21 protein-coding genes are annotated in these 23,566 nt (G+C 71.5%); 9 read left to right on the top strand and 12 right to left on the bottom strand.

Annotation, left to right across the window (positions count from 1 at the left end; all coding sequences use genetic code 11):
* Positions 1-81: 81 nt before the first annotated feature.
* Positions 82-1,101 (bottom strand): hypothetical protein, encoded by a 1,020-nt coding sequence (locus M5362_RS20365; RefSeq protein WP_260229071.1) that lies wholly within the window; start codon positions 1,099-1,101, stop codon positions 82-84.
* 128 nt (positions 1,102-1,229) lie between these two features.
* Here M5362_RS20365 and M5362_RS20370 point away from each other — a divergent pair, with 128 nt between their 5' ends.
* Both M5362_RS20370 and M5362_RS20375 read left to right on the top strand, forming a co-directional pair.
* Positions 1,230-3,344 (top strand): TPM domain-containing protein, encoded by a 2,115-nt coding sequence (locus M5362_RS20370; RefSeq protein ID WP_260229072.1) that lies wholly within the window; start codon positions 1,230-1,232, stop codon positions 3,342-3,344.
* A gap of 79 nt (positions 3,345-3,423) precedes the next feature.
* Positions 3,424-4,131 carry a PspA/IM30 family protein gene (locus tag M5362_RS20375; protein WP_260229073.1) on the top strand — a complete coding sequence of 236 codons (708 nt, stop codon included), beginning with the start codon at positions 3,424-3,426 and terminating at the stop codon, positions 4,129-4,131.
* 83 nt (positions 4,132-4,214) lie between these two features.
* Here the strand turns inward: M5362_RS20375 and M5362_RS20380 are convergent, their stop codons facing one another.
* The 5 genes from M5362_RS20380 to M5362_RS20400 all read right to left on the bottom strand — a co-directional run bounded on the left by M5362_RS20380 (position 4,215) and on the right by M5362_RS20400 (position 9,343).
* Positions 4,215-6,803 (bottom strand): SpoIIE family protein phosphatase, encoded by a 2,589-nt coding sequence (locus tag M5362_RS20380; RefSeq protein WP_260229074.1) that lies wholly within the window; start codon positions 6,801-6,803, stop codon positions 4,215-4,217.
* A 147-nt stretch (positions 6,804-6,950) separates the two neighbouring features.
* On the bottom strand, positions 6,951-7,370 hold the full coding sequence (locus M5362_RS20385) for an ATP-binding protein (RefSeq protein WP_260229075.1): 420 nt from the start codon (positions 7,368-7,370) through the stop codon (positions 6,951-6,953).
* Positions 7,371-7,510: 140 nt separating this feature from the next.
* Positions 7,511-7,954 (bottom strand): (deoxy)nucleoside triphosphate pyrophosphohydrolase, encoded by a 444-nt coding sequence (locus tag M5362_RS20390; protein ID WP_260229076.1) that lies wholly within the window; start codon positions 7,952-7,954, stop codon positions 7,511-7,513.
* 80 nt (positions 7,955-8,034) lie between these two features.
* The gene (locus tag M5362_RS20395; RefSeq protein ID WP_260229077.1) at positions 8,035-8,214 is read right to left on the bottom strand and encodes an SPOR domain-containing protein; all 180 of its coding nucleotides are present in this window, start codon (positions 8,212-8,214) and stop codon (positions 8,035-8,037) included.
* A gap of 376 nt (positions 8,215-8,590) precedes the next feature.
* Complete coding sequence (locus tag M5362_RS20400) at positions 8,591-9,343, bottom strand: GntR family transcriptional regulator (RefSeq protein ID WP_260229078.1); 753 nt, start codon at positions 9,341-9,343, stop codon at positions 8,591-8,593.
* Positions 9,344-9,568: 225 nt separating this feature from the next.
* On the opposite strand from M5362_RS20400, the gene M5362_RS20405 reads away from it, so the two are divergent.
* On the top strand, positions 9,569-10,933 hold the full coding sequence (locus tag M5362_RS20405; protein WP_260229079.1) for a glycoside hydrolase family 18 protein: 1,365 nt from the start codon (positions 9,569-9,571) through the stop codon (positions 10,931-10,933).
* A gap of 149 nt (positions 10,934-11,082) precedes the next feature.
* On the opposite strand, the gene M5362_RS20410 is transcribed toward M5362_RS20405, so the two are convergent.
* Complete coding sequence (locus M5362_RS20410; RefSeq protein WP_260229080.1) at positions 11,083-12,318, bottom strand: DUF4190 domain-containing protein; 1,236 nt, start codon at positions 12,316-12,318, stop codon at positions 11,083-11,085.
* A gap of 89 nt (positions 12,319-12,407) precedes the next feature.
* On the opposite strand from M5362_RS20410, the gene M5362_RS20415 reads away from it, so the two are divergent.
* A complete protein-coding gene (locus tag M5362_RS20415; RefSeq protein WP_260229081.1) occupies positions 12,408-13,874 on the top strand; it encodes a translation initiation factor 2 in 1,467 nt (488 codons plus the stop codon).
* 103 nt (positions 13,875-13,977) lie between these two features.
* On the opposite strand, the gene M5362_RS20420 is transcribed toward M5362_RS20415, so the two are convergent.
* Positions 13,978-15,552 carry a S8 family peptidase gene (locus M5362_RS20420; protein ID WP_260229082.1) on the bottom strand — a complete coding sequence of 525 codons (1,575 nt, stop codon included), beginning with the start codon at positions 15,550-15,552 and terminating at the stop codon, positions 13,978-13,980.
* A gap of 178 nt (positions 15,553-15,730) precedes the next feature.
* Here M5362_RS20420 and M5362_RS20425 point away from each other — a divergent pair, with 178 nt between their 5' ends.
* A complete protein-coding gene (locus tag M5362_RS20425; RefSeq protein ID WP_260229083.1) occupies positions 15,731-16,861 on the top strand; it encodes a threonine synthase in 1,131 nt (376 codons plus the stop codon).
* Here the strand turns inward: M5362_RS20425 and M5362_RS20430 are convergent.
* Positions 16,833-17,315: a cupin domain-containing protein gene (locus M5362_RS20430; RefSeq protein WP_260229084.1), complete on the bottom strand. Its 483-nt coding sequence runs from the start codon at positions 17,313-17,315 to the stop codon at positions 16,833-16,835. The genes M5362_RS20425 and M5362_RS20430 overlap by 29 nt on opposite strands.
* Before the next feature lie 137 nt (positions 17,316-17,452).
* On the opposite strand from M5362_RS20430, the gene M5362_RS20435 reads away from it, so the two are divergent.
* Together M5362_RS20435 and M5362_RS20440 are read left to right on the top strand one after the other, a co-directional pair.
* Positions 17,453-17,674, top strand: coding sequence for a type II toxin-antitoxin system Phd/YefM family antitoxin (locus M5362_RS20435; protein WP_260229250.1), 222 nt, complete (start codon positions 17,453-17,455; stop codon positions 17,672-17,674).
* Entirely contained in the window at positions 17,667-17,930 is a 264-nt protein-coding gene (locus M5362_RS20440) for a type II toxin-antitoxin system RelE/ParE family toxin (protein WP_260229085.1), read from the top strand. Before M5362_RS20435 ends, M5362_RS20440 begins: the two co-directional genes overlap by 8 nt.
* Before the next feature lie 135 nt (positions 17,931-18,065).
* Here M5362_RS20440 and ychF read toward each other — a convergent pair whose 3' ends face one another.
* Positions 18,066-19,154 carry a redox-regulated ATPase YchF gene (ychF, locus tag M5362_RS20445; protein ID WP_260229086.1) on the bottom strand — a complete coding sequence of 363 codons (1,089 nt, stop codon included), beginning with the start codon at positions 19,152-19,154 and terminating at the stop codon, positions 18,066-18,068.
* 173 nt (positions 19,155-19,327) lie between these two features.
* Between ychF and M5362_RS20450 the strand changes: the two genes are divergently transcribed.
* Positions 19,328-19,954 carry a DUF6542 domain-containing protein gene (locus tag M5362_RS20450; protein WP_374214497.1) on the top strand — a complete coding sequence of 209 codons (627 nt, stop codon included), beginning with the start codon at positions 19,328-19,330 and terminating at the stop codon, positions 19,952-19,954.
* 248 nt (positions 19,955-20,202) lie between these two features.
* On the opposite strand, the gene ppgK is transcribed toward M5362_RS20450, so the two are convergent.
* Together ppgK and M5362_RS20460 are read right to left on the bottom strand one after the other, a co-directional pair.
* Entirely contained in the window at positions 20,203-20,943 is a 741-nt protein-coding gene (gene ppgK, locus M5362_RS20455; RefSeq protein ID WP_260229087.1) for a polyphosphate--glucose phosphotransferase, read from the bottom strand.
* Positions 20,944-21,007: 64 nt separating this feature from the next.
* A complete protein-coding gene (locus M5362_RS20460) occupies positions 21,008-22,036 on the bottom strand; it encodes a 4-hydroxy-3-methylbut-2-enyl diphosphate reductase (protein ID WP_374214498.1) in 1,029 nt (342 codons plus the stop codon).
* 81 nt (positions 22,037-22,117) lie between these two features.
* On the opposite strand from M5362_RS20460, the gene M5362_RS20465 reads away from it, so the two are divergent.
* Positions 22,118-23,461 (top strand): APC family permease, encoded by a 1,344-nt coding sequence (locus tag M5362_RS20465; RefSeq protein WP_260229089.1) that lies wholly within the window; start codon positions 22,118-22,120, stop codon positions 23,459-23,461.
* Positions 23,462-23,566 lie beyond the last annotated feature (105 nt).

Here is a 23,566-nt window from a genome sequence, read left to right on the forward strand (position 1 = left end):
GCTGTCGCTGTCGGGCCGGGGCAGGCGTCAGTGCCGGCCCTCGCGTCAGTGCCGGCCCTCGCGTCAGTGCCGGCCATGGCGTCAGTGCCAGCCCTCGCGGTAGGCCGTCCAGTCCTCCTCCTTCGCCGCGAAGTCGACGTACAGCGCGACGCCGAACCGCTCGCGGTCGCGGTCCGTGCGCCCCAGGCCAAGCCGGGTGCCGCGGATCGCGGCCGCGACGGTCTCGGCCGAGTCGTGGTGGCCGAGGTCGTCCTCGTGGAAGAACGGCAGGCCCATCAGGAGGTCGGTGCCCTCGGGCGTGACCTCCAGGGCGAGGCTGGTCTGCTGGGCCACGTACCCGCCGTACAGGCTCTCCAGCGGCATCCACGTGTCGTACGACATGACGGCGATCTGGTCGACGCGGCGGGCGACCTGGCCGAAGAACTCCTGCGACCACCACTTCTCGCTGCCGCTGACCGCGCCGTTCACCGAGTGCAGGGCGGGCAGCGGGTCGATCTGGTGGGCGGCCACGGAGAGCGGGACCTTTCGGGCCCTGGTCAGCTCGCCGAGGTCGTCGAGGAGGGACAGGTAGTCCGCGTCGTCCGAGAGCAGGGGCTCCAGGTCGAAGTGGACCCCGTCGAATCCGGCGTCGATGATCTGCCGGGCCGAACCCACCACGGCGGTCCGCGAGGCGGCGTCCTCCAGGCGCAGCCCCTCGGGCCCCTCCGTGGCCAGGATGTCTCCCAGCCAGGCGTGCACCCGTATGCCCGGCATCGTGCGGTGCACGCTCTCGATCAGCCAGGCCGCCCGGGGGTAGCGGGCCGCGGGCAGGGTGCCGTCGTGCTCCAGCGGACCGGCGTGGACGTAGAGGTCACGTATCCCCGTCCCCTTGATGCGGGCCGCGAAGTCCGCCAGGTCGGTGTCCTTCTTCCTGCCGTCCACCCAGGCGTGGCCCAGCCAGATCGCGTCCTTGCCGCGGGTCTTCGTCCCCTCCTGGAGGTCGCCCGCGTAGTTGACGCGCAGCGCGAGCGCGCTGCCGGCCAGGGGCAGGACCAGGAGCAGGGCGAGGCCGAGCGCGACCCAGCGCCCCCGCCTCCACCAGCCGCGTACGCGTCCGTTCACCCGAGCCCCCAAGATCGTCGTCCCCTCGTGATCGCCACCGTAGCGGCGGCCACCGACAGTGACGCTCGGGGCAGTGATTCGGGTTCCGCCCGGTCGCGAGTGAACAGATCGGGACATAACCTCCCCATGTGACGCGAACAGCCACCCGAGCCCTCCTCGCGGTGCTGGTGGCGGCGTGGTGGCTGACCGTGCCCGCCGTTCACGGCGCCCGTGCCGACGACCCCGTCGTGCTGTCCCGCGAGGGCCAGATCACCGACACGGTGGGCGCGCTCGGCGACCGCCGCGGCGCGGTCGTCCGGGCCCTCGACAAGCTCTACGACGACCGGCGGGTGCAGCTCTTCGTCGTCTACGTACGGGACTTCTCCGGGCGCTCGGGACAGAGCTGGGCCGACGCCACGGCCGCACGCAACGGCCTGGGCGTCGACGACCTCCTGCTCGCGGTGGCCACCCACGACCGGCAGTACGGCTATTCGGCCGACCCGGACTCCCCCTTCACCCAGGCGCAGCTCGACGACGTCGCCCGGACCGCCGTCGAACCCGCACTCCGGCAGAACGACTGGGCGGGCGCCGCGATCGGCGCGGCCGACGGCTACGACGCGGTACTCGCCGGACAGCCCGTGCCCGCCCCCGCGATCACCCCCGGCGCCCCCGACCCCGGCGGCGCGGCGGCCGACTCCACCTCGGGAACGGACCTGGTGCTGCCGGTCGTCCTCGTCGGCGGGGCCGGGGCCGTCGCGGCGTACGCCTGGACCAGGCGCCGCCGGCGGGCCGGAGCAGGGCCGGGTGCGGGGACGGGCGCGAAGCCGCCGGGCGGACAGGGCTGGGGTGCTCCGAAGGCGCCCGCGCAGATCCCGCTCCCCGAGCTGGACGGCCAGGCCCGGCAGGCGCTGGTCGCCACGGACGACGCCGTCCGCACGAGCCAGGAGGAACTCGGCTTCGCGACCGCCCAGTTCGGCGAGGAGGCGGTCCTGCCCTTCACCGAGGCGATGGCGTTCGCGAAGGACGAGCTGACGGCCGCGTTCCGGCTGCGGCAGAAGCTCGACGACGCCTTCCCCGAGGACGACGCGACTCGCCGGTCGATGCTCGACGAGATCATGCGGCGCTGCGAAGAGGCGAACACGCGCCTGGACGCCGAGTCCGACTCCTTCGACCGGTTGCGGGCCCTGGAGCGCAACGCCCCGGAGGCGCTGACCCACGCCGAGGCCGCGTTCCACGAGCAGACCGGACGCGTCGGCACGGCGGAGGCGACGCTGGTGGCGATGCGGGAGCGGTACGCCGAGTCGGCGGCCTCCCCCGTGGCGAGCGACGTCGAACAGGCCAAGGACCGGCTGGTGTTCGCGACGACCCACCTGAGCCAGGCGCGGCAGGCCGTCGACGCGGGCGAGAACGGCGTCGCGGCCGTCCACATCCGGGCGGCCGAGGGGGCCGTGGACCAGGCGGCCCGGCTGAGCGAGGCCGTGGACCGGCGCGCGCAGGAACTGGCGGAGGCCGTGGGCAAGCTGACGACCGCGCTCACCGAGACCGAGGCCGACCTCGCCGACGCGCGCGGACTGCTCCAGGGCACGGCCGAGGAGGTCTCCACCGCCGACCTCCAGGGCCGTATCGCCCGCGCGGAGGCGGTCGTCGCCGATGTCCGGCGGACGCTCGACGCGGGCCACTACGACCCGATGGACGCGCTGCGCCGGATCGAGGAGGCCGACACGGCGCTCGACGAGGCGCTGGCGGGCGCACGGGAGCGCGAGTCGGGCACGCGGCGCGCCCGCGCGCTCCTCGACCAGGCGATGCTGACCGCCCGTTCCGCGATCGGGGCGGCCGCCGACTACATCACCACCCACCGCGGCGCCGTGGGCAGCGAGGCCCGTACCCGCCTGGCCGAGGCCCAGCGCCGGCTGGAGAAGGCCGGGGCGCTCGCGGCCGCCGACGACCCGCAGGCGGCCCTCACCGAGGCCCAGCAGGCGGACGCGCTGGCCCGGCGGGCGCAGGACCTCGCCGAGCAGGACGTCCGGACGTACGGGAACCCGAACGGCCTGGGCGGTGTAACAGGGGCAGGAGGTGGCGGCGGGCTCGGCGGTGCGGTGCTCGGCGGCATCATCCTCGGCGGACTGTTCGGCGGCGGAAGGGGAGGCGGTGGCCATGGCGGGGGGTTCGGTGGCGGTTTCGGCGGGGGCGGGTTCGGTGGCGGACCCGGCAGCTTCGGCGGCGGTGGAACCCGCGGCCGGCTGGGCGGCGGCGGGCGCTTCTGACCCTCCGAGGCTCACCGCGTCACCGCGCTCATCGCGCTCATCGCGCGCTTTGTGTTCGTCGCGTTCAAGGAGAAGGACCATGACCAAGCAGACCATCCTCGGCCGAGTCACCCAGCTGGCGAAGGCCAACATCAACGCGCTGCTGGACCAGGCCGAGGACCCGCAGAAGATGCTGGACCAGCTGATCCGCGACTACAGCAACAACATCACGGAGGCGGAGGAGGCCGTGGCGACGACGATCGGCAATCTGCGGCTCATGGAGCAGGACCACCGGGAGGACGTGGGCGCGGCGAAGGAGTGGGGCGAGAAGGCCCTGGCCGCGAGCAGGAAGGGCGACGAGCTGCGGGCCGGCGGGCAGACGGCGGAGGCGGACCGGTTCGACAACCTGGCGAAGGTCGCGCTGGGCCGCCAGCTCCAGTCGGAGAAGGAGGCGAGGACCGCCGAGCCGACGATCGCGGCGCAGACCGAGGTGGTGGAGAAACTGCGGACCGGCCTCGACCAGATGAAGGCCAAGCTGGGCGAGCTCCAGGCCAAACGCGACGAGCTGGTTGCCCGGGCCAAGTCCGCGCAGGCGCAGAACCGGATGATGGACGCCGTGAAGAACATCGACGTGCTGGATCCGACGAGCGATCTGAGCCGCTTCGAGGACAAGGTGCGCCGCGAGGAGGCGAGGGCGATGGGCAAGCAGGAGCTGGCCGCCTCCTCGCTGGACGCCCAGTTCGAGCAGTTGGACGCGCTCGGCGACAGCGCCGAGATCGAGGCGCGGCTCGCCGCGCTCAAGGGGTAGCGCGGCCCCCGCGGGCACGGGCGCCGTACGGCCGCGCCCGCAGGGTGGGGGCACGGGCGGCCCGCGGGGTGGTGCGTCGGCGGTCAGAACATGCTCAGCAGCTGTTCCACGGTCGGTTCGGCCACCCCGTCGCCGTCCGGCAGGGGCAGTTCGAACCAGACGGTCTTGCCCCGGGGGGTGCGGCGCGAGCCCCAGGCGGCGCTGAGGAGCCCGACCAGCTGCAGTCCACGCCCGCCTTCGTCGGTGTCCCGGGCGCGGCGCCGTCGCGGCTGGACGAGCCCGGCGTCCCAGACCTCGCAGACCAGCGTGCGGTCGCGCAGGAGCCGGAGCCGGATCTCGCCCTCGCCGTAACGCAGGGCGTTGGTGACCAGTTCGCTGACGAGCAGTTCGACGGTGTCCACCAGGGGTTCGAGGTCCCAGGCGGTGAGCTGGGCGCGGGCCAGTTCGCGGGCCCGGCCGACCGAGCGGGGCTCGCTGGGCAGCCGCCAGTCGCCCACCGCGTCGGACGGCAGTCCCTGGATACGGGCCATCAGGAGGGCGATGTCGTCCTCACCGTGCTCGGTGTCGAGGGTGCTCAGCACCCGGTCGCAGACGTCTTCGAGGGGCAGGGCCGCGTCTGTGAGCGCGTTGCGGAAGGCGCTGAGCCCCTCGTCGAGGGGGTGGTCGCGGGACTCGACGAGTCCGTCGGTGTAGAGGGCGAGCAGAGAGCCCTCGGGGACTTCGACCACCACCTCCTCGAACGGCTCACCGCCGACGCCGAGCGGCATCCCCGGGGGCACGTCGAGCAGCAGGGCCTTCTCGCCCGGTTCGACGAGGACCGGCGGAAGGTGGCCGGCGTTGGCGAAGGTGCAGCGCCGGGTGACGGGGTCGTAGACGGCGTAGACGCAGGTGGCGAGGTAGACCTCGGAGAGCTCCGGTCCACGGGCCTTGTGGGCGCGGGCGCTCTGCTGGGCTCCCGCCGGGGCGCCGAGACCGCGGGCGATCTCGTCGAGGTGGGAGAGGACCTCGGCGGGTTCCAGGTCGAGCTGGGCCAGGGTGCGGACGGCGGTCCGCAGCTCGCCCATGGCGACGGCGGCGCGCAGGCCGCGACCCATGACGTCCCCGATGACCAGGGCGGTGCGATGGCCGGGGAGTTCGATGACGTCGAACCAGTCGCCGCCGACCTCCGTGGCGGCGGTGCCGGGGAGATAGCGGCAGGCGATGTCCAGGCCCGCGGCCTCGGGGTCGCCGGGCGGGAGCAGGCTGCGCTGGAGGATCAGGGCCCGCTCGTGTTCGCGGCGGTAGAGGCGGGCGTTGTCGATGCAGACCGCCGCGCGGGCGGCCAGTTCGACGGCGAGGGCCCGGTCCCGCTCACCGAAGGGCTCGCTGCCCTTGGTACGGGAGAACTGGACGAGCCCGACGACGGTGTCGTGGGCGACCATCGGCACCACGAGCGTGGACTGGACGAGACTTCCGTCGCCACCGGGTACGGCCCTCACCTGTCCGGTGCGGAGCGCCCCGGCGCAGGGCGAGTTGAACGGGTAGCGGTGGACGGAGCCGACCTCGACGGGGCCGGTGCCGCAACAGCCGCCGCTCGCGTCCGTGCCGACGGTCGCTGCGGGGCTCCGGAGGGGCGTGTCGGAGACGGCGCTGGCGAAGGCGACCCGGCGCAGTTCGGCGCTGCCCGCCCCGTAGCCGACGTCGTGGGAGTTCCCCCACCGCCCGGGGGGAGCCTCGTCGCCGGTCAGCAGACCCTGGTAGAGGTCGACGGAGGCGAGGTCGCAGAAGCCGGGCACGGCCACGTCGAGCAGTTCGCGGGCGGTCGCCTCCAGATCGAGGGAGTTGCCGATACGGGCGCCGGCCTCGTTGAGGAGGGCGAGGTTGCGGCGGGCGTTGGCCGCCTCGCGGGCCGCGCTGTGGCGGCGCGTCACGTCGATGCCGAGACCGGCGACACCGACGGGCCGGCCGGAGCCGCTGTGCACCCGGTAGAGGTTGATCGACCAGTGGCGCCGGTCGTGGGAGCCCGGAGGGGCGCCGACGATCTGCAGCTCGGTGACGGACTCACCGGTCTCCAGGACGCGCTGGAGCGCGGCGGTCATACGGTCGGCCTCGGGCCGCGAGAGGTAGTCGTGGACGGTGCGGCCCCGGTGGTCGTCGGCCGAGCCGCCGAAGACGGCGGCGAAGCGCTGGTTGGCGCGCTTCACGGTGAGGTCGGTACCGAAGAGCAGAAACCCGAAAGGGGATTGGCCGAAAATCGCCTGGGAGGCGGCGAGGTCGGTCTCGATGTGCCGCAGTGCCCGCACGTCGACGACGATGCACAGCGCGGCGCGCTCCCCCGTCGGCGTCTGGCTCGGCATGACGTACATCTCGGCGATTCCGTCACGGTGCTCGCGTCGGGTCTGCCCGGGTATCCGAAAGGGAACGAGCCCCGTCCACTCCCTGCCGTCGAGGATCTCCGCGACGCGGCGGCGTCCGCGTTCCCGCAGGTCGGCAGGCATGAAGGCCTCGACCGGATCCTTGCCCATGGCCTCCTCGGCGGGCACGCCGAAGAGGTCCACGGCCCGTCGGCTCCATTGATCGACCAGCCCGTCGGGCCCGATCGAGAAGGAGGCGACCCTGATGTAGTCATAGATCGAGCCGGGCGGGCTGCTCTGCCACACGAAGCCGCTCGCCGTCTCAGGTATCTCGCTCACGCGACCGTCCCCTCCAGCTCACCGCACCGGACCGGCCATGCCCGCAGTATTCAGCACTACGGCCCCCGACGGCACGACGTTCACGATCACAGGGTGGTCTCGTTCATTTCCGGCCGAGCCCTTGGTGATCGTTGTCCCTCCCCTCTCTTAACCCGGCAGGGCCAGCTCGAACCACACTGTCTTGCCCGTTCTGCCTTTTCGCGTGCCCCAGCGACGTGCGGAACAGGCCACGAGCTGGAGACCGCGCCCTCCCTCGTCGTCGGGTCCGGCGGGACGCTCGGTGGGCGGATCCGGAAGTGGATCGGAGACTTCCACGAGCAGGGCGGGGCGGTGGTCGGTGTTCTCGCCGTCCGGCGGCAGGTGGACGATCCGGACGCCGATCGGGCCGGAGGCATAGCGCAGGGAGTTGGTGACGAGTTCGCTCACGAGGAGGACGGTGACGTCACCCACCGCCGGGTCGATCCGCCAGGTCCGCAGCGCGTCGCGTACGGCGTGACGCGCGGTGCGGACGACGTCGGCCTCGGCAGGGAAGTTCCACTCGACACAGTCGCCTTCGGTGTCGATCACGCCCGATCACTTCCCCAGCCCATCACCAGAAGGGAGGCCCACGTCCTATTCGGGGGGTCAATCAGCACATACCCGATATTTGGGGCGGGTATCGCGAGGCGTGTACCAGGGGGCGCACGGTGGTACGAACGGCGTAAGCCTCAGCCGCGCGCTCCGCCGGCGGCGACGGGCGGCAGACGCAGCCCGGCTTCGGCCACGGCGGGCCGGTCCTGGTCGAGCCAGTCGACGGAGTCGAGCTCGTCGCGGGCGAGCCAGCGCAGTTCGTCGTGGTCCTCCAGCGGGCGGGGCTCACCGGAGAGCAGCCGGGCCGTCCACACCTGGAGGACGTATCCGGGCTTCAGCGGCCACTCGCCGGGGATGCGCTCGCCGGGCTCCGTCTCCACGCCGAGTTCCTCGCGCAACTCCCGGACCAGCGCCTCCTCGGCGCTCTCCCCCGGCTCCAGCTTGCCGCCGGGCAGCTCCCAACGGCCCGCCAGCTCGGCGGGGGCGCTGCGGCGGGCGGCGAGCAGACGCCCCCTGTCGTACACGGCTCCGGCGACCACGACCACGTGGTCGGCCACGTGGTCGGCACTGCGTTCAGTCATGGGCCGGAGCGTAACCCGCACGGGTCGCAGTGCGGGTCGGGGTGCGGCCGGATCACGGCCGGAGTGCGCCGCCGCGGGGGTCAGACCGCGGGCTGGCCGATGCGCTCCACCCAGTAGAGCTGCTTGTGCCCCCGGTCATCGAGGCTGTCGGCGACCTTCTGCGCCTCGTCCTGCGTCGCGTACCGCCCGACCCGATAGCGGTTGCCGCTGTCGTCCTGCCGTATGACCAGCCAGGGCAGGACAGGACCACTGTCGGTCATCGGGCATCTCCCTCCGCCGGTCCGAACCTCTCTAAGGATCTCCCTGAAATGGCAATCCGCATATGCCCGACCTTACGCCTGACCTTTACACAGCGGATATGGGATTTCACAAAGAGGTACGGATCCGGCCGGGAACCGACGAAGGGAGGCCGAAGATCAGACCCCGGGGGTGGGGGTGGGGACGGGGGTGGGGACGGGGGCGGGGACGGTCGGCAGGGCAGCCGGGCAGCTTCCCCAGCGCCGCGAACATGCTCCTCAGCGGCGCCGGCCAGGGACATGCCAGCCCGTCGCCGACCGGGACCGCCTCTCGATCACGACAGCTGACCTGCCATCAACTCCCGATCACCCTCAGGTCACCACCCGGGCGCCGCGCCGGTCACCGCACCGGCAGGTGGTAGGCGATGCGGTAGCGGTCGGCCGGGACCACGACGTCGGCCGTCTCCACCGCCCGACCCGACGCGTAGTACGTCCGCTCGACGACCATCACCACATGGCCGGGCACGCCGCCGAGCGCCAGGAGTTCCTCGGCGAGCCCCGGTCGGGCGCCGACCTCCTCCACCACGTTGTCCACGACCACGTCGATCGCCGCCATCCGCTCCACGACCCCGCAGCCGCCGAGCGGCCCCTCCTCGGGCAGCATCACGGGCGTCCGGCCGGTGACCGCGAGCGGCTCCCAGGAGGTGGAGAGCATCATCGGCTCGCCCGCGTCCCGGTACACGTACCGCGTCCGCATCACCCGCTCCCCCGGCTCGATGTCGAGCCGGGCGGCCACCACCGCGCTCGCGTACTCCTGCTCGCTGCTGGACTCCCATGTGCCGCGCGCGCCGTCCGCCGCCTGCTCCTGCCGGAACGGGTTGGCGCCGGACGGCGGGCGGTACCCGGAGCGGGCGATGCGGCGCGGCACCGGCCTCTCCCGGACGTACGTCCCCGAACCCGAGCGCCCCTCGACGAGCCCCTCGGCCATCAGCACCTTGCGGGCCTCCAGAGCCACGGTGTCCGAGACCCCGTACTCCTCACGGATGCGCGCCTGCGAGGGGAGTCGGGTATGCGGCGGAAGCGAGCCGTTGGCGATCTTCTCTCGAAGATCGCTCGCCACGCGAAGATAGGCGGGCTGCTCACCGAACGTCACTGGACACTCCCCTCAGGTTGACGGACAGCTACAGACTGACAACCCTCGGTGTCCACCCGCAAGCATGGGCCAAGGTTTCACCCGAAGTGATGATTCACCTTTACGCCTGCGTTTACCCCGGGTATAGCAGCCGGATCTCCACCGAAGCCTTGACCGCAATGGTCCAGACCAATACTTTCCTGTGAGCACAGCTCCCTTCCGGCACACGCACAGGAAACGAGCCTCATGCGTCGAAGAACTCTCTCCCGACTGACGATCGCCGCCCTCTCCCTCGGTCTCGTGGCCACCCTCGCCCCCGCCGCGGGCGCCGACTCCGCGTCGCACACCGACAGCCGCCCGTCGCACACCGACAGCCGCGCCTCGTACAAGCGCGTCGGCTACTTCACCCAATGGGGCGTCTACGGACGGAACTTCCAGGTCAAGGATCTGGAGACGAGCGGTACGGCGGCCAAGCTCACCCACATCAACTACGCCTTCGGCAACGTGAGTACGGAAGGGAAGTGCTTCACGGGCAATGTGCCCGGAGAGGCCGACGCGTGGGCCGACTACGTACGCCCGCTCGACGCGGCCGGCTCCGTGGACGGCGTCGCCGACACCTCCGACCAGCCCCTCGCCGGCAACTTCAACCAGCTGCGCGAACTCAAGGCGAAGCACCCGGGCCTCAAGGTCCTGATATCGCTGGGAGGTTGGAGCTGGTCCACCCACTTCTCCGACGCGGCCCGCACCCCCGCCTCCCGCAGGGCCCTCGTCTCCTCCTGCATCGATCTCTACATCAAGGGCAACCTGCCCGCCGACGGCGCCCGTGGCGGTGCGGGAGCCGCCACGGGTCTCTTCGACGGCATCGACCTCGACTGGGAGTGGCCCGGCTCGGCCGGCGACGTCGACACCGTCTTCCGCCCCGAGGACAAGCAGAACTTCACGGCGCTCGTACGGGAGTTCCGCACCCAGCTCGACGCGTACGCGAAGTCCGCGCAGCGACACGGCAAGCGCAAGCACTACGAGCTGACCGCCTTCGTCCCCACCGCCCCCGCCAAGATCGACGCCGGCTTCGAAGTCCCCAAGATCATGCGGGACTTCGACTTCGTGAACCTCCAGGGCTACGACTTCCACGGCTCCTGGGAGACCACGACGGCCCAGCAGTCGGCGCTCTTCGCCCAGCGCGGCGACTTCAGCGTCGACCAGACCGTGAACGACTGGCTGCGGCGCGGCGCGCCCGCCCACAAGCTCGTGGTGGGCATGCCGTTCTACGGCCAGGGCTGGACGGGCGTCACGGGCGGCGGCGACGGGCTCGGACAGCCGGCGACCGGCCCCGCCCCGGGCGCCTGGGCGAACGGGAGCGAGGACTACGAGGCGCTGAGGAAGCTCGCGGACTCGGGGACGTACTCCGTGCACCGCGACTGGCGCACCGGCCACGCCTGGCTCTTCGACGGCACGACCCTGTGGACGTACGACGACCCGCTGGTGCTGCTCACCAAGTCGGCGTACGTGCGCGCCAAGGGTCTCGGCGGCGCGATGTTCTGGTCGCTGGACGGGGACACCCCCGACGGCGAGCTGATCACCGCCGTCGACCGCGGCCTCGGCCGCCGCTAGGCCCTACGCACGCACCCGTCACGCGCGCGTGCCCGGGTACATGCCCGCCACGCGCGCGTGGCGCGTGCGCGGGGGCCGGGTCTCCCCCTCGGGAGGCCCGGCGCCCCGTTCGTCTCGCGGGAGGCGTGGCGACGCCCGCCTCACGGCCCTCAGGCCGACGTGCCGGACTCCAGCGTCGCCGCCAGCTCCAGGGCGCCGCGCACCTCGGACTCCGCCTCCCAGAACGTCCCGTCGTAAGCGATGTCGTACTGCTCCCAGAAGGCGTCCTTGTCGGTCGCCTTCGCGAGCTTGTCCCACTCCTTCGCGGAGGCGTCCAGCTCCTTGGCCAGCTCGGCGGCGCGCGGCGCGACGGCCGTCGGCCAGGCATGGCTCCTCAGGCCCCTGCTCGCCGCGGTGAGGGTGCCGTGGACCTTCCGCGCCCATGCCTGGTTGCCGGCCAGGTCCTCGTCCGCGTCCGCCTCCAGCTCCTCGTTCAGCGCGGAGTCGATCGGGTTCATGCTCGTGAGGAAGTGGAGCTGGTGGGCGTCGAGGGTGGTCTTGTCGCTGCGCAGCGAACCCCTCATCGGCTCGCCGCCGTCGACGATGAACGCACAGGTCACGGCGCGGTCCCCGGCGCGCCAGCTGGCCCGGGACGGCATGTAGTAGAAGTCGTACACGTCCTCGGGGAAGGCCCAGGTGTCCAGCGCGTACGTGTTGCCGATGTCCGAGCAGCGCTCGGTCGCGACCTCGTCGATCGCCTTCTCGCCCGGCCACTTGGTGAAGCCGGTGAGCCGGAAGCCGCCGGTGACCTCGCCCTCGTGCTCCTGCTCGCAGTCGACGATCTGGACGGCCGAGGTATCGGCCTCGACCTCGCCGTCGACGTTGTAGCACTGGCCCGTACGCAGCGAGAACGCGGACCTCGAACTCGCCGCCTCGTCCACGCCCTTCCGCAGGCCGTTCCACGCCTCACCGAGGACGCCGGTCGCCAGGCCGACGACCATCAGGACGCAGCTGAGCGAGGACAGCACGATGCCCGCGATCGCCATTCCCTTGCCCGTCTGGTTCCTCTTCCTGATCCGCGGGAGGGCGATCAGGCCGAATATCAGCCCCAGGGGCGGGAGGCAGCAGACGACACCGGAGACCAGGGAGGCGATGGCGAGACCGTTGGTGGTGGTCTGCGAGGTGGCGTAGGGAACGGGAGCCGCGCCGGGCCCGTAGGGGCCGTACGGGGCGTAGGGGTTGGCGTTGTACGGCCCCGGAGCCGCGGGGACGCCCTGAGGGGGCGTGATGCCTTGAGGGGGCGTGATGCCTTGAGCGCCCGGAGCGGCCGTCGGGTGGGACGGCTCGGGGGCCGGCCATTCCTGGCGGGGTGGCTGAGAATCCTGGGGCGGCTGGGAGGACTCCACGAGTACGGTGCTCCTGTGCGGGCGGGCGGTGCGAACGTGCGATCGGGCGCGCGCATCGTACGTGGTCCAGAGGCGGGGACGGTATACGGGTGACATCCACGGCGATCGGGACACCGACGGCTCTGGCGGGCCTCGCGCTCAACCCGGCCGCCCCCGTCGACATCCTCCTGCGGCTGCTCGGACCGGAGTACGCGACGGCCTGGTCCGCCCTGTGCCGGTACCGCCGGGAACTGCCCGATGAGGTCGTGGACGCGATCCTCTCGCATCCGCAGCCACGCGTGCGTGCCGCGCTCGCGCGGAACCCCCATGTGCCCGGGGAGGTGCGTGGGCGGGTCGTCGACGACGAGATCTGGCACGTACACGTGATGCTCGCCGGCGGACCGGGAGAGGACGCGTGGCCCCGGCACCTGCCCGACCACGTCATCGAGCGCATGTACGCCACCTACGACAACCAGGACCTCGATGCGCTGGCCTTCTCCCGCCAGGTCCCCTTCCGCTTCCGCCTGGCGACCGCCACCCACCCCGTCGCCGCGATCCGCAGGTTCGGCACCGGCGTATGGCGACACCTCCCCGAGGAACGCAGAGCGGCCCTGCTCGCCGACCCCGACCCGGACGTACGCGCCTCCGCCGAGCGGATGCTGGCCCATGTGACGGCGGAGGACGACGCCCAGGAGATGGAGCGACGGCTGCGCGCCATGCCCGCGGGCGGGCATGCGTACCACCACATCCTCGTCAACTGCCGGCTCTCCCGAGCCGTCGTCGACGAGCTGCTCCGGGAGCGGGCCGACGACGACCTGTGGTGCCTGGCGCACAACTACAGCACCCCGCCGGACGCCGTCGCGCACGTCGCCCGCGTCGGCGACGCCAAGACCCGGCGGGAGGTCGCCCGGCGCGAGGAACTTCCCCGCGGGCTGGTGGACCTGCTGGCCCGCGATCCCGACCCGGAGGTCCGTACGGCCGTCTCCGTACGCCCCGAGCTCACCGAGGACGAGCGCGCGGCCGTCGACTACGTCGTCCCCCCGCTCGGGGACCTCCAGCTGGGCGAGGACCCGTACCGCGCCCCGCTCGCCCACGCCCGGTCCGCCCACCCCCTGCTGCGGCGTCGGGTCGCGCACAACCCGGAGCTGCCCGCCGATGTCGTCGCACTCCTCGCGGCCGACGACGACCTGGGGGTCCGGGTGCTCCTGGCGCAGTTCCACCCCGCCGCGCCGCCGGAGCTCCTGCTGCGCTGCTATCTGGAGTACACCGGGCGGTACCGCGACCGCCTGCTGGACCTTCCGCAGTTCCCGGCCGTCGGCCTCGGCGCCCGCTTCGGAACCGCCGACGACCCCGCCGTACGCCTGCTGGCCACGCTCGACCCGGAGGCGGACCCGGAGCTCGCCGACGCGCTCACGCGGGACCCCGACGCACGCGTGCGTGCCGGGGCGGCTCGGAATCCCGCCCTCCCCCGGAAGCGGCTTCTTCAACTCCTTGAAGACGAGGCGCTGTCCGGCGAGGCGGCCGCTAACCCGGCCCTCCCCAGGGAGACCATGTACGCGCTGCTCGGCTCCCCCTGACGCGCACGAGAGGGCGGTCGCCGATGCCGGCGACCGCCCCTTGTTCATCGGGACCTATCTGGATCTGTCAAAACTCGGGTCTATCGGGGTTCAGCCGGATCGCTCAGAACTGGAGCGCCCAGGAGTCGATCTTCCCGGTGTCGTAGTTCGCGTTGTCGCTGACCCGCAGCTTCCACGTGCCGTTCGCGACCTCGGAGGAGGCGTTGACCGTGTACGTGGTGTTGATGTTGTCGGAGCTGCCGCCGGTGCCGTACCCCTTCAGCGTGTACGCCGTGCCGTCAGGGGCGATCAGCTGGACCTGGAGGTCACCGATGTAGGTGTGCACGATGTTCACGGGCACCTGCAGGGAGGCGGGCGCGTTGCCCGTGACGCCGCTGACGGTGACGGGGGACTCGACGGTCGCGTTGTCGGCGATGGCATAGTCCGCGGCGTTCTCGAACTTCTTGCCGGGCGGCGGGGTGGTGCCGCCGCCACCGACGAAGAGGAGCCTGTTCGGCGAGCCCGAGCCGGGGTTGCCGACCACGTTCGGCGTGGCGGCGTTGGTCAGCGCCGTCGACACCTGGGCCGGGGTGGCCGAGGGGTTGTCCGCGAGGTGGACGGCGGCAGCGCCGGCGACGTGCGGGGTGGCCATCGACGTGCCGGAGATGGTGTTGGTGGCCGTGTCGTTCGTGTTCCAGGCCGAGGTGATCGACGAGCCCGGGGCGAAGATGTCCAGCACGCTGCCGTAGTTGGAGAAGCTGGAGCGGGCGTCGGTGTTGGTCGTGGAGCCGACCGTGATGGCCTCGGAGACCCGCGCCGGCGAGTAGTTGGAGGCGTTGGAGCTGTCGTTGCCCGCCGCCACGGCGTAGGTGACGCCGGAGGCGATCGAGTTGCGCACGGCGGTGTCGAGCGCGGAGTCGACGCCACCGCCGAGGCTCATGTTGGCGACGGCCGGCTTCACGGCGTTCTGGGTCACCCAGTCGATGCCCGCGACGACCTGCGCGGTGGTGCCGGAGCCCTGGTTGTTGAGGACGCGGACGCCGACGATCTTGGCCTTCTTGGCGACACCGTAGGAGGATCCCGCGACGGTGCCGGCGACGTGCGTGCCGTGGCCGTGGCCGTCCTGGGCGACGTTGTCGTTGTCGATGGCGTCGTAGCCGTTGAAGGCGCGGCCGCCGAAGTCGCTGTGCGAGATCCGCACACCGGTGTCGATGATGTACGCCGTGACGCCCTGGCCCGCGCTGTCCGGGTAGGTGTAGCTCTGGTTCAGCGGGAGGGCCCGCTGGTCGATCCGGTCCAGGCCCCAGGACGGCGGTGAGGGCTGCGTACCGTCGACCGTGAAGACGCGGTTCTGCACGACGGAGGCAACCGAGGGGTCGGCGGCGAGCTTCTTCGCCTGCGCCTCGGAGAGCTCGACGTTGTAACCGTTGAGCGCCGAGGTGTACGTCTTCTTGATCTTGGCGCCGTGCTTGGCCGCGACCGCCCGGCCCTTCGAGGTCTCCGCCGGGGCGGACTCCTTCAGGGTGACGATGTAGCTGCCGTCGATCGTCCCGGGGGCCCCGGCGTTCTGGATCACGCCTTCCGGAGCGGCCTCGGCCGCGGTGGCGGGGAAGGTGGCGGCGGTGCCGAGGGCCAGGGCGGCGACGGCTATGGCGCTGGCCGCGGCGAGTCTGCGCCGCGAATCACGCATCACTGACATGTGAGGGATCCTCCTCATAGGTGGTGCGTTGCTGTGGGGGTACGGCAGGGACATGACAAGACACCGTGAAGTGTCCACACCGTCTCGTACATCCGGCTGCCGAGCGAAAGATTGACGGATCCATAGGAATCTCACAAGGGTCTCGAACGCCTCGTCACACGTGTGCCACACAGCTGACATGCTGGCGCTCATGACCGCCTACGTGTGCCCCCGATGCCGGGTCCACTCCCCCGTCGACGCCCTCACCTGGCGTTGTCCGCGGTGTCACGGACCCTGGGATCTCGAATTCACGAGCGCCCCGGTTTCACTCACGTCCCTGGGGTCACGCGTGAATTCATTGTGGCGTTACGAGGAGGCACTCCCGCTCGCGACCGAAACGCCGCGGGTGACCCTCGGCGAGGGCCGCACCCCGCTCGTGCCGCTCACCGACGGTGTTTCGGCCAAACTCGACTTCCTGATGCCGACGTTGTCCTTCAAGGACCGCGGCGCGGTCATGCTCGCCGAGCTCGCCCGCCGGCTCTCCCCTCGCCGCGTCCTCGCCGACAGCAGCGGAAACGCGGGCACGGCGATCGCCGCCTACTGCGCGCGGGCGGGCCTCGACTGCGTCGTGTACGTACCGGAGGGCACGTCCGCCAAGAAGCTGGAGCAGATCCGGGCGCACGGCGCGCGGCTGACCGTCGTGCCCGGCGACCGCGAGGCCACCGCGCGGGCGGCGCGCGCGGCCGCCGACGAGCCGGGCACGTTCTACGCCTCGCACGTATACAACCCGCACTTCCTGCACGGTACCAAGACGTACGTGTACGAGCTCTGGGAGGACCTCGGCGGCCGCCTCCCGGACACGATCGTCGTCCCCGTCGGCAACGGCACGCTCCTCCTCGGGGCCGCGCTGGCCGTCGAGGAGCTGTACGGGCACGGGCTCGTCGACACGCGCCCCGCCCTGGTCGCCGTACAGGCCGAGGCGGTATCCCCGCTGGCCGCGGCGTTCCACGCGGGCGCGGACGAGATCCTCGCACCCGCGACCGTACGCCCGACCCTCGCCGAGGGCATCGCGATCCCGAACCCGCCGCGCGCCGGCCAGATCCTGCGGGCGGTACGGGCGACGGGCGGGACCTTCCTGACCGTGACGGAGGATCAGCTCCACACCGCGCAGGTGGACCTGGCGCGGCGCGGGCTGTTCGTCGAGTCGACGGGCGTGGCGTGCTGGGCGGCGGTGCGCGCGGCGCCGGGGCGGGAAGGACTGACGGTGCTGCCGCTGTGCGGAGCGGGAGCGAAGACCGGCCTCAGTCCGTCCAGTACGTGTCGTGCTTGAGGAAGAACTCCCTCCGCTCCTCCTCGGTCATCCCGGCGACCGTCCCGACCTTCTCGAAGTACTCCTCGCGGGGCGCGCCGGGCGCGAAGAGGATCAGGAACGACGCGGGTTCGTCCGACTCGTTACGGAAGGCGTGCAGCCCACCGGTCGGCACGTACAGGAAGTCCCCCTTCTCGGCGTCGACCCACCGGTCACCGTCGAAGAGCCGCACCGTCCCGTCGAGGACGAAGAAGCTCTCGGAGATCGTCTTGTGGAAATGGGTGGCGGGACCGCCGGCACGCGGGGTCATGTCGACCCGGTACAGCCCGAACTCACCGCCGGTGGAGGCGGTGGTGGCCAGATAGTGCGTCTGCGTCCCATTGGGGACGGTGAGCTCGGCGGGGGCGCCGACGGGGCGGAAGGAAGCGCTGATCTCGCCCTTCTCACCGTGATAGCGGTCCGGGGGGTACGACATGCTGATCTCCGTTCGTCGAGGACGACTCTCGGCCATGACTCGGTGACGAGAAAATAGAGAAACCGGACAACAGCACACCACGACGACCACAGGTCCAGCCGTCGTGTACACGTGGGTCACGCGGTACGCGTGCTCACCTGGCCGAGGTCGTGGAGCGCGCCGATCGGGACGACGTACCCACGGTGATCACGCGCCGGGGCAAGGAAGTCGCCGCCGTCGTCTCCATCGAGGTGCTGCGCAAGTACCAGGAGTGGGAAGAGCGCGAGATCAACCGGATCATCGACGAGCGCATGGCCAACCCCGCGCCCGGCATCCCGATCGAGGACATCGTGAGGGAGACGCTGGCGCGCGATGAGTGAGCACCGAACCGTCTTCCGCCCCGAGGCGCAGGCCGAGCTTCGGAAGATCCCCCGCGACATGGCGCTGTGCATCCTGGCCAAGCTGACCGAGCTGGAGACCGACCCCCTCTGCTTCGACACCACCGCACTCGTGTCCCAGCCCGAGCGCCGCCGCCTGCGCGTCGGCGACTACCGCGTCGTCTACACCATCGACAACGGCGAGCTGGTGGCCTGGGCCGTTCACGCGGGACACCGGTCCACCGTTTACGACACCTGACGCCGACTGATCTAGCGTCAGGAGGTCCAGCACCCATCCAGCACGGTGACGACGAAGGGGTCGACCTCCTCGGAAGTCGACCCCTTCTGAACTGCAGGTTTACCCACGTCAGCGGCGTGGTGTCATTTCATCCGCTCAGACGTTGAAGCGGAACTCCACCACGTCGCCGTCCTGCATGACGTACTCCTTGCCCTCCATGCGGGCCTTGCCCGCCGCGCGGGCCTCGGCTACCGAGCCCGTTTCCACGAGGTCGGCGAAGGAGATGACCTCGGCCTTGATGAAGCCCTTCTGGAAGTCCGTGTGGATCACGCCGGCCGCCTCCGGGGCCGTCGCGCCCTTCTTGATCGTCCAGGCGCGGGATTCCTTCGGGCCTGCCGTCAGGTAGGTCTGGAGGCCCAGGGTGTCGAAGCCCACGCGGGCCAGGCTCGCCAGGCCCGGCTCCTCCGCGCCGACCGACTGGAGGAGCTCCATGGCGTCCTCCTCGTCCAGCTCCGCCAGGTCCTGCTCCAGCTTGGCGTTGAGGAAGATCGCCTCGGCCGGGGCGACCAGCGCGCGCTGCTCGTCCTTGAAGGTGTCGTCCGTCAGCTCGTCCTCGTCCACGTTGAAGACGTAGAGGAACGGCTTCGTGGTCAGCAGGTGCAGGTCGTGCAGGAGCTCCGCCTTGTCCGAGCCCTGGAGGATGCCCTGCGAGAAGAGCGTGTCGCCGCGCTCCAGGATCTCCTTCGCCGCCTCGACCGCCGCGACCTTGGGGGCCACGTCCTTCTTGATGCGCGCCTCCTTCGCCAGACGCGGCAGGACCTTCTCGATCGTCTGCAGGTCGGCGAGGATCAGCTCGGTGTTGATCGTCTCGATGTCGTCCTTCGGCGAGACCTTGCCGTCGACGTGCACGACGTTCTCGTCCTTGAAGGCGCGGATGACCTGGCAGATCGCGTCCGACTCGCGGATGTTCGCCAGGAACTTGTTGCCCAGGCCCTCACCCTCGCTCGCGCCGCGGACGATGCCCGCGATGTCCACGAAGTCGACCGTCGCCGGGAGGACCCGCTGCGAGCTGAAGATCTCCGCCAGCTTCGTCAGGCGGGGGTCGGGGACACCGACGACGCCGACGTTCGGCTCGATCGTGGCGAACGGGTAGTTGGCCGCCAGGACGTCGTTCTTGGTCAGGGCGTTGAACAGGGTCGACTTGCCGACATTCGGCAGACCGACGATTCCGATCGTGAGCGACACGGTGGCGACTTCCTGGAGTACGGATGGGGGTGCGGTGGGTGGGCCGATCCCCCAGTTTACGGGGGGTCCGAACCGGCCCGTGACGCCGACCTTCGGCCGTTCTCGACGGCAACGTCACCCAAAGGGCGTGTCCTGGGCCGCTCCCCCGGGCCTTCCCGACCTACGTTGGTGTAGTGGAGCAGCACAGGACAAGTCAGCCTCAAGGCCGCCGGCGGCCGCAAACCCCTCTCACGCCGCCCGGCGCGCTCGTGGAAGGCGCCGCCGTCTACCGCGTCGCCGCCCGCCCGGGCCGCCCGGGCCGGGGCCGGGTCGAGCGCGCCACCACGCCCGTACCCCTACGACGGCCGGCACCGCCCGTCGTCCTCGCCCTGCGGCGGCTGCCCAACCCGCGGCTGACCGGCCTGGGCGCAGGGCTCTTCGCCTCCGCCACCATGCTGGTGCTCGGCTTCCTCGACTGGTTGCTCCTCGACAGCTCGCCCGTCGTCTACGGCCTGCTGTTCCTGCCGGTCAGCGCCCTCACCGCGCTCTGGGTGCGCACCGCCGACCTGGTCACCGCCCCGATCAGCGTGCCCATCGCCTTCGCCGTCGGGGTCGTACCCATCTCGGGCGGCACCGGCGGCTTCGGCGGCCAGGCGATGGCCGTCGTCACCGCCCTCGCCGTGCAGGCCGGATGGCTGTACGGCGGCACGCTCGTCGCCGGGCTGATCACCAGCGTCCGGAAGGTCCGCGACATGGGCCGCCGCCAGCGCGCCGCCGCCGCCACTCGACCGGCCGCCCCTCAACGGCGACCGGCCCGCTAGCCCCGGCCCGACAGGCAGGTAAACCGGCCCGACGCCATATGAGGCCTGGTCCCGCGCCGGATGAGGCCTGCGTCCCGCGCCAGGTGGGCCTGGTCCCGCGCCAGATCGACCTGGCCCGCCGCCCATGGTCCGTCAGCCTGGTCCGTCAGCCTTGCCAGCCCCGCCGCGGCCGCCGCGCCCCGTCCGCCCCGGCAGCCCTCGCCGCGCCCGCCGCCCCGTCCGCCCCGGCAGCCCTCGCCGCGCCCCCGCTAGCTCGACCGGGCCGCCATCGCCGCGCCCACGATGCCCGCGTTGTTCTGGAGCTCCGCCGGTACGATCTCCGCCCTGATGTCCTCGATCAGCGGCAGGAACTTCTCCGCCTTGCGGCTCACTCCCCCGCCGATGATGAACAGCTCCGGCGAGAACAGCATCTCCACGTGCGCCAGGTACTTCGTCACCCGCCGCGCCCAGTGCTCCCAGGTGAGGTCCTCGTCCTCCTTGGCCTTCGTCGAGGCCCGCTTCTCCGCGTCGTGGCCCTTCAGCTCCAGATGGCCCAGCTCCGTGTTGGGCACGAGCCTGCCGTCCACGAAGAGCGCCGAGCCGATGCCCGTACCGAGCGTCAGCAGGATCACCGTGCCCTTGCGGCCCCGGCCCGCGCCGAAGGTCATCTCGGCGACCCCGGCCGCGTCCGCGTCGTTCAGGACCGTCACCGGCAGCCCTCCGAGGCGTTCGCCGAGCAGCTTGCCGGCGTCGACGCCGATCCAGCCCTTGTCGACGTTGGCGGCCGTACGGATCGTGGAGCCGGTGACGACACCGGGGAAGGTCACCCCCACCGGGCCCGACCAGCCGAAGTTCTCCACGACCTCGACGACGCATCCCGCCACACCGTCGGGTGTGGCGGGATGCGGGGTCAGTACCTTGTGACGGGGCTCGGCCAGTTCGCCGCGCTCCAGGTCCACGGGAGCGCCCTTGATTCCCGAGCCGCCGATGTCCACTCCGAAGACGTTCATGGACCCCACGGTAAGGGCTGCGGCCGGGAGTTACTCCTTGGACGCCACCCCTCGCAGGGGTGTGCTACTCCCGTCCGAGCTCGGCCGCCTGGGCGCGCAGGTCCTTGTTCCTGAGCTCCTTGGGGAGCGAGAAGGTCAGCGACTCGTCGGCCGTCTTGACGATCTCCACGTCCGCGTAGCCACGCTCGGAGAGCCACTCCAGGACCTCCTGGACGAGGACGTCCGGGACCGAGGCGCCCGAGGACAGACCGACCGAGGTGACGCCCTCCAGCCAGGCCTCGTCGATCTCGCTGGCGAAGTCGACCAGGTACGCTGCCGGCACTCCGGCCTGCTTGGCGACCTCGACCATACGGATCGAGTTCGAGGAGTTCTTCGAGCCGACGACGATCACCAGCTCGGCCTGGCCCGCGAGCTCCTTGATGGCGAGCTGGCGGTTCTGCGTGGCGTAACAGATGTCGTCGGACGGCGGGGAGATCAGCTGCGGGAACTTCTCCTTCAGCGCGTCGACCGTCTCCATCGTCTCGTCGACCGAGAGCGTGGTCTGGGAGAGCCAGACGACCCTGGACGGGTCGCGGACCTCGACCTTGGCGACGTCCTCGGGGCCGTCGACGAGCTGGATGTGGTCGGGGGCCTCGCCGGAGGTACCGATGACCTCCTCGTGGCCCTCGTGGCCGATCAGGAGGATGTCGAAGTCCTCCTGGGCGAACCGCACGGCCTCCTTGTGCACCTTGGTGACGAGCGGGCAGGTCGCGTCGATGGTCTTGAGCCGGCCCTGGCGGGCCTCCTCGTGCACGGCCGGGGCGACGCCGTGGGCGGAGAACATCACGATGTTGCCCGCCGGCACCTCGGTCGCCTGGTCGACGAAGATGGCACCCTTCCGCTCCAGGGTCTGGACGACGTACTTGTTGTGCACGATCTCGTGGCGTACGTAGATCGGCGCGCCGTACTGCTCGAGGGCCTTCTCCACAGCGATCACGGCACGGTCCACGCCCGCGCAGTAGCCGCGGGGAGCGGCGAGCAGGACACGCTTCGGGCGGTTCGTCGTGGTCGCGGTCTCGGGCGTCGACGCGGGCGTAGCAGTCATGCGTCCCATCGTAAGGCCGTGTGATACCACGGCCGGCTACGGCCGCGTCGGTACGGCGAGTGATCGACACCGTGGCCGAGACTGGGGCGCATGGCCGAGGAAGCACAGGTGGCAGCGCACACCGGACTGCGGCGGACCCTGGGGTTCCGCGACCTTGTCGTCTACGGGCTGCTCTTCATCGCGCCCATGGCCCCCGTCGGTGTCTACGGCACCCTGGACGCGAAGTCGCACGGCGCGGTGGCGCTCGTGTACGTCGTCGCCACCGTCGCGATGGCGTTCACCGCTTTCAGCTACGCCCAGATGGTGCGGGTCGTCCCGCTCGCGGGCTCCGTCTTCGCGTACGCCCGCAAGGCCCTCGGCGAGGGGCCGGGATTCATCGCCGGGTGGATGGCGATGCTCGACTACCTGCTGATCCCGGCCGTGGCCTACCTCTTCTCCGGCATCGCGATGGAGGCGCTGGTCCCGGAGGTGGACCGGTGGGTGTGGACGGCGATCGCGGTGGTCGTCACGACGCTCCTCAATCTCTGGGGGGTACGGGCGGCGGCGCGGGTCGGCTTCGCGGTGCTCGCCATGGAGATCGTGGTGCTCCTGGTCTTCGTGGTGTCGGCGGTGGTGGTACTCGTCCAGGACGGGGCGCGGCGCGACTGGTGGTCGCCGCTGGCCGGTGACGGGACGTTCTCGACGGCGGCCGTGGTGGGCGCGGTGTCGGTGGCCGTGCTGTCGTACCTCGGCTTCGACGCGATCGCCTCGTTCGCCGAGGAGGTCACCGGGGGTTCGGAGAAGGTGGCGCGGGCGGTGCTGTTCTGCCTGGCCCTCGCGGGTGTGCTGTTCGTGGCGCAGACGTATCTGGTGGCGCTCCTGGAACCGCTGTCGTCGACGGAGCTCGCGGCGGATCCGGTGAAGCAGGGTTCGGCCTTCTACGACGCGGTGGACGCGTCCGTGGGGACGTGGCTGCACGACCTGGTGGCGGTGTCGAAGGCGATCGGCGCGGCGTTCGCCGCGCTCGCGGGGCAGGCGGCGGCCGGCCGGCTGCTCTTCGCGATGGGCCGGGAGCGGCGGCTGCCGCGGCTGCTCGGCCGTACGGACTCGGGGGTTCCGCGGGTGGCTCTGCTGCTCGCCGCGGCGGTGACGATGGTCGCGGCGGTGTGGGCGGCCCGGCGGGACGACGGCCTCGACCACCTGGTGTCGGTGGTCGACGTCGGGGCGCTGACGGCGTTCGTGCTGCTGCACGCGAGCGTGGTGGGGTGGTTCGCGGTACGCCGCATGGAGGGGCCGCCGCACTGGCTGCGGCACGTGGTGATGCCGGTGGTGGGGGCGGCGATCCTGATCGCGGTGATCGTGGAGGCGTCGGTGACGGCGCAGCTGGTGGGCGTGATCTGGCTGGGCGTGGGCCTGGTGGTCCTTGCGGTACAGGGAGCGGCCCGGGTGCCGTGACCCCCCGAGGCGCCGGGGGTGCCGCTGCCGGGCCTTGGTGCACGGGAGCGTAGGTGCGCGGGAGCGTAGGTGCGCGGGAGCGTAGGTGCCCGGGCAGGCGCCCGG

The sequence above is a fragment of the Streptomyces sp. Je 1-79 genome (assembly GCF_025195125.1).
Taxonomy (GTDB): domain Bacteria; phylum Actinomycetota; class Actinomycetes; order Streptomycetales; family Streptomycetaceae; genus Streptomyces.

Bases quoted from the DNA above. Each gene is read 5' to 3' on its own strand.
- M5362_RS20375 (WP_260229073.1), top strand. From the start codon at position 3,424: ATGACCAAGCAGACCATCCTCGGCCGAGTCACCCAGCTGGCGAAGGCC.
- M5362_RS20390 (WP_260229076.1), bottom strand. From the start codon at position 7,954: ATGACTGAACGCAGTGCCGACCACGTGGCCGACCACGTGGTCGTGGTC.
- M5362_RS20395 (WP_260229077.1), bottom strand. From the start codon at position 8,214: ATGACCGACAGTGGTCCTGTCCTGCCCTGGCTGGTCATACGGCAGGAC.
- M5362_RS20405 (WP_260229079.1), top strand. From the start codon at position 9,569: ATGCGTCGAAGAACTCTCTCCCGACTGACGATCGCCGCCCTCTCCCTC.
- M5362_RS20420 (WP_260229082.1), bottom strand. From the start codon at position 15,552: ATGTCAGTGATGCGTGATTCGCGGCGCAGACTCGCCGCGGCCAGCGCC.
- M5362_RS20425 (WP_260229083.1), top strand. From the start codon at position 15,731: ATGCTGGCGCTCATGACCGCCTACGTGTGCCCCCGATGCCGGGTCCAC.
- M5362_RS20430 (WP_260229084.1), bottom strand. From the start codon at position 17,315: ATGTCGTACCCCCCGGACCGCTATCACGGTGAGAAGGGCGAGATCAGC.
- M5362_RS20440 (WP_260229085.1), top strand. From the start codon at position 17,667: ATGAGTGAGCACCGAACCGTCTTCCGCCCCGAGGCGCAGGCCGAGCTT.
- ppgK (WP_260229087.1), bottom strand. From the start codon at position 20,943: ATGAACGTCTTCGGAGTGGACATCGGCGGCTCGGGAATCAAGGGCGCT.
- M5362_RS20460 (WP_374214498.1), bottom strand. From the start codon at position 22,036: ATGGGACGCATGACTGCTACGCCCGCGTCGACGCCCGAGACCGCGACC.
- M5362_RS20465 (WP_260229089.1), top strand. From the start codon at position 22,118: ATGGCCGAGGAAGCACAGGTGGCAGCGCACACCGGACTGCGGCGGACC.